Genomic DNA, 3,734 nt, shown 5'->3' on the forward strand with positions numbered 1-3,734 from the left:
AACAACAAAGCCCGCACGAGGCGGGCTAAGTCTTTGATATTCTTGGTGCCCGGAGGCGGAATCGAACCACCGACACGAGGATTTTCAATCCAGAGCTTAGCAATCACAGTAAACCATAATCCTTCACAGTCAGTCTTTTAGCAAATTGTAGTTCCTTACTGAATCACTGTAAGCCGCAGTTATGTTGACAGCTCGTTGACACTGTTTAGTCGTTAATCGCTATGGATGTCGCAGACAAAAAAAAGCCTGGCTCATGGAACCAGGCTTAGAAATTCTTTAATGATTTACGCGGCTTTGCGGCTTTCTTGCTTAGAGTTACCAGCAAACCAATCGATGCGCTTAGCGTCATCTCCCATCTGGGTTAACGCTTTTGCAAAGGCATTGGAGAAGTCTTTCCTAAGAGCTTCTTTATGAGCTGCAAAGGCAGCATGCTTGGTAGTCATTTTATCCTCCAGTTGACACTTTCAGCTATCTATCAGCCGATTGTGAAGACAAGCCAGTTACCGTGGGAGTCCACATCCAGTTGGGCTCGCTCCAGTAGTTGCTCGTCCATGTGCGAGATCACCAGCTCGAAGAAATCGAGCGTGATCTCAGAACTCGCGTAAATTTTGACCTTAGGTACCTTAACAGTAGTTGCTAATTCGAGGGATTCAAGTACCAAAGCGGCCGCTATGTCGCCAAACTCCTTCCCTCGTGTCCACTTATTGAGCGCTTCTGTGTTCGGCTGTCGAAGGTCGTAGCGCGGTGCCACGACGATATTCATCACCTTTAGCCAGCCATTTTCCTGCCCTGGAAACACTTGGCGGATATCAACTAGCGCCAGGGGTTCTTCACCACCATAAACAGCATAAGCTGTTGAATTGTCGTGAGAATTCCGTGATTTTTCCGCCCATGATACAGCCATCTCGTATGGTGTATCTGGGATGTTTTCCTCATCTTTCAGAGGATCTAGCCAGTTGTTATGCAGATCCTCGATAACTTTGGGGCCAACCTGTATAAGGCTATAGCTCATCGCCTTTGCTCTCCCTGCCTATATTACGGCTTGGCGACTCTACAGGACCAGTACGCACATGTCACCACATAGTTGCACAGAAAGATACTGGTTATTTTTACACCACTTTTTAGGGCCAGCGTCAGCGTTGAGAGCTTTGTTAGGGATTTATACATAATTCATTGAGTTAGTCATATGACGGATTTGTCAGATACAGAATCTGTCACTGTCAAAAAGTGTCACAAACATTAACGCTAAGTAAGCCAGTACCCCTATGCACTCTGGCCGTTTCCCTCTTGTCCTTGTTATTCCCTGGGCGTTCCCTGGTGCCATCGTTGTCGGATTGTTGCGGCTAACCGGAAGCCTCTCCGTGTCCGAGGGCGTTGGTGCGCCTCGCTAGCTCTTCCTTGGGACTGATTTGCCCCTGCTCAGGCATCGTCTCGCCGGTCATTAACCAATAGGCGAACTGCGGAAATTCCTTGGTTAGAGCATCCAGGTGATCTTCGTTCACCTTCTGTTTTTTGCCGCGGATATTTCCCCACTTGTATCGATCTATCCCAGTTCTGGCCTCCATCTCCTTTGAGGAGAGGTCCAGACAATCGAATAGCTCAATAACCCGGTCACGAATCATAGCCACGCTCAATTAGTAGTATTTACTCTTGGTGGCTACCATGAGTAATATGTACTTAGTAAGTTATTTAGTCTTTAACCGTAAATAGTGTAGCAGGGTGTAAAAAAGTGGACGAGCATAAGCAAATCGTGATGATCCCGGTGCCGGTCATGAGCAAGGAACGCTTCGCTGAGATGACAGGGCTCAGTGAAGGCCAGGTCCGCGGCATGATCGACAAAGGCCACCTTCCCTCCATGAAGTGCGGCAAGGCCCGGATGGTCAACATCGCCCGCCTTTCCCAGGAAGCCATCAACCTGGAGGACTGGACGGCATGAACCCGGCCACGCACGACGCCGCCCAGCCGGACCTGATCGGCTTCACCTCGATTGAGGCGCAGAACGCTGAGTTCCTGGCCCGTGAGGACGTACAGAAGCGCCTGCGCTCAAACAAGCGCCACCCGGATCGCCTGAACCTGTCCGTGAATGGGGTGCGCTGGCGGGCTGTGCGTGGTGACTGGTGCCTCAAGAGCACCCGCGAGAAAGGCTACCCGGTCGTCTGGTGGCACCTCTTCCAGGTTGAACAGCCCGAACGGGGCTTCTTCGTGACCGTCTCTTCCGCCATCTGTGCTGACTGGCTGCGCCAGGGCTTCCGCAATGCGATCCAGGAACGGAACCAGCCAGGGCAACCGGAGACTGTAGAAAAGGAGAACCAGGCATGAGTCACGCGACTGCCGATCCGAATCAGTACCTGGTCCAGGTCACCCAACAGGCCCGTGATGTCATGGACCTGTACCACCAGGGGCGTTTTCAGGCTGCTGACATCCACGAGCACCGCCTGTCCGGACTGATCAATGCCGCTATGACGCTCAAACCGGAATGGTATGTCCCGCTGACCGGATTCCGCCAGATCGTCATTGAGTACAGCCTCACTCCAAGCCGCCAGATGCCCCCGGAGGCTTACCTGATGCAGCGGGCCTGCCTCGCACTTTCCGCCCTTTCAGACCAACAGGAGGCCGCATGAGCCGCAGAAAGCAAAGCGTCCGGCTCTACCTGGACGTCGACACCTATCGCCAGCTGCTGGTCCAGGCCGCCAACACCCAGGACGTGAAGACCCCGTCCGACTACGCGGCCCAGCTCCTGGCAGAAGGACTGAATCACAAAGCGTCAGAACAAGCACTGAATCAGAAAGCTGGGGAGTCTGCTGCCAATGAGTAGGCCCGTAAGAGCTGCCCCCGTCATCCGTCGCCGTCGGTATAGAGGCGCCCGACCCAGATCGTGCGCAGGGCAAGGGGCGCCCGAAGGGCGCAGCGAAGCGGCCCTTGCGCTGCGCAGGAGCTGGGTCATGTTGGCGCCGCCGACGGCAGAGGATGACGGGGGTAGCGACGCCTGCCCCTTGATTCCCGAGCCCGAGGTCCCGGACCGGCGCCCGCAGGGCGCCCCCGAGCAACCGGACTCCCCGGAGTCCACAAGTGAAAACCGCCGCTAAGCGGCCAAAAGCTGGAGAAAGAACCATGTCCAAACAGCAACTGACCATCACCGTCATCGGTGCGCGTCGTTTCGACATCGACGGCAACAAGATCGGCCAGATTTTCACCATGGAACCGGCCGACCCGGACGATGCCGACCGCATCGGCAACGACGTCATGAAGTGGGGTTGTGATCACGCCCTGGTCGAAAAGATCGAGCAATACGAATCCGAGTTGCCCTGCGAGTTCGACGCCGAAGCGATGATGAAAGCCGGCGGCGGACAGAAGGCGCAGTTCAAGCTGCTCAATCTCGCCAAGCGCCAGATCTCAGGCAGTGCCAAATCCAGTGGCGGCAGCGGCGGCAGTCAGACCGCCCAGGCCAGCCAGTAACCGCCGTTCCAAGCAGCGGGGATTCCGGTGATGCGCTTGATGCTTCTGATCCTGGTTTGTGCCTTCTCAGCCCCGGCGATATCCGGCGGCTGTCTGGTCGAAACCACAAGCGGCAGTTTGCGCATCACCACCGAATCGGTTTCCGAATGCTCCGGGTACGTCGTGCTCGATGCCCAGGAGTATTCACAGTATCCGACCCTTAAATCGTTGTTCGCATTCCCGGATGCCAAGGATTTGGGGAAGGTGTGGAGCATCGGTGCCGGCTTACCGATGTTCTC

At 55.1% G+C, this 3,734-nt stretch carries 10 protein-coding genes; 7 read left to right on the top strand and 3 right to left on the bottom strand.

Annotated elements, in window-relative coordinates; translation table 11 throughout:
- Window positions 1-284: 284 nt before the first annotated feature.
- The 3 genes from H4I92_RS00050 to H4I92_RS00060 all read right to left on the bottom strand — a co-directional run bounded on the left by H4I92_RS00050 (window position 285) and on the right by H4I92_RS00060 (window position 1,622).
- A complete protein-coding gene (locus H4I92_RS00050) occupies window positions 285-443 on the bottom strand; it encodes a hypothetical protein (protein ID WP_179105569.1) in 159 nt (52 codons plus the stop codon).
- Between the two features lie 32 nt (window positions 444-475).
- Window positions 476-1,012 carry a hypothetical protein gene (locus H4I92_RS00055; protein ID WP_077528619.1) on the bottom strand — a complete coding sequence of 179 codons (537 nt, stop codon included), beginning with the start codon at window positions 1,010-1,012 and terminating at the stop codon, window positions 476-478.
- A 331-nt stretch (window positions 1,013-1,343) separates the two neighbouring features.
- Window positions 1,344-1,622 (bottom strand): DNA-binding protein, encoded by a 279-nt coding sequence (locus tag H4I92_RS00060; protein ID WP_077528620.1) that lies wholly within the window; start codon window positions 1,620-1,622, stop codon window positions 1,344-1,346.
- A 107-nt stretch (window positions 1,623-1,729) separates the two neighbouring features.
- On the opposite strand from H4I92_RS00060, the gene H4I92_RS00065 reads away from it, so the two are divergent.
- The 7 genes from H4I92_RS00065 to H4I92_RS00095 all read left to right on the top strand — a co-directional run.
- Entirely contained in the window at window positions 1,730-1,936 is a 207-nt protein-coding gene (locus H4I92_RS00065; protein ID WP_077528621.1) for a hypothetical protein, read from the top strand.
- Window positions 1,933-2,319, top strand: coding sequence for a hypothetical protein (locus H4I92_RS00070; protein WP_077528622.1), 387 nt, complete (start codon window positions 1,933-1,935; stop codon window positions 2,317-2,319). The genes H4I92_RS00065 and H4I92_RS00070 overlap by 4 nt, the downstream gene beginning before the upstream one ends.
- Window positions 2,316-2,621, top strand: a complete 306-nt coding sequence (locus tag H4I92_RS00075) for a hypothetical protein (RefSeq protein WP_077528623.1) — start codon at window positions 2,316-2,318, stop codon at window positions 2,619-2,621. Before H4I92_RS00070 ends, H4I92_RS00075 begins: the two co-directional genes overlap by 4 nt.
- Complete coding sequence (locus tag H4I92_RS00080) at window positions 2,618-2,815, top strand: hypothetical protein (protein WP_077528624.1); 198 nt, start codon at window positions 2,618-2,620, stop codon at window positions 2,813-2,815. Before H4I92_RS00075 ends, H4I92_RS00080 begins: the two co-directional genes overlap by 4 nt.
- Before the next feature lie 127 nt (window positions 2,816-2,942).
- The gene (locus H4I92_RS00085; protein WP_179105570.1) at window positions 2,943-3,086 is read left to right on the top strand and encodes a hypothetical protein; all 144 of its coding nucleotides are present in this window, start codon (window positions 2,943-2,945) and stop codon (window positions 3,084-3,086) included.
- 25 nt (window positions 3,087-3,111) lie between these two features.
- The gene (locus tag H4I92_RS00090) at window positions 3,112-3,456 is read left to right on the top strand and encodes a hypothetical protein (RefSeq protein WP_077528625.1); all 345 of its coding nucleotides are present in this window, start codon (window positions 3,112-3,114) and stop codon (window positions 3,454-3,456) included.
- A 39-nt stretch (window positions 3,457-3,495) separates the two neighbouring features.
- Window positions 3,496-3,734, top strand: a 239-nt coding sequence (locus H4I92_RS00095; RefSeq protein ID WP_218668091.1) for a hypothetical protein, incomplete at its 3' end; no start/stop codon positions are given.

The organism is Vreelandella halophila, from assembly GCF_019903425.1.
Lineage (GTDB): Bacteria > Pseudomonadota > Gammaproteobacteria > Pseudomonadales > Oleiphilaceae > Halospina > Halospina halophila.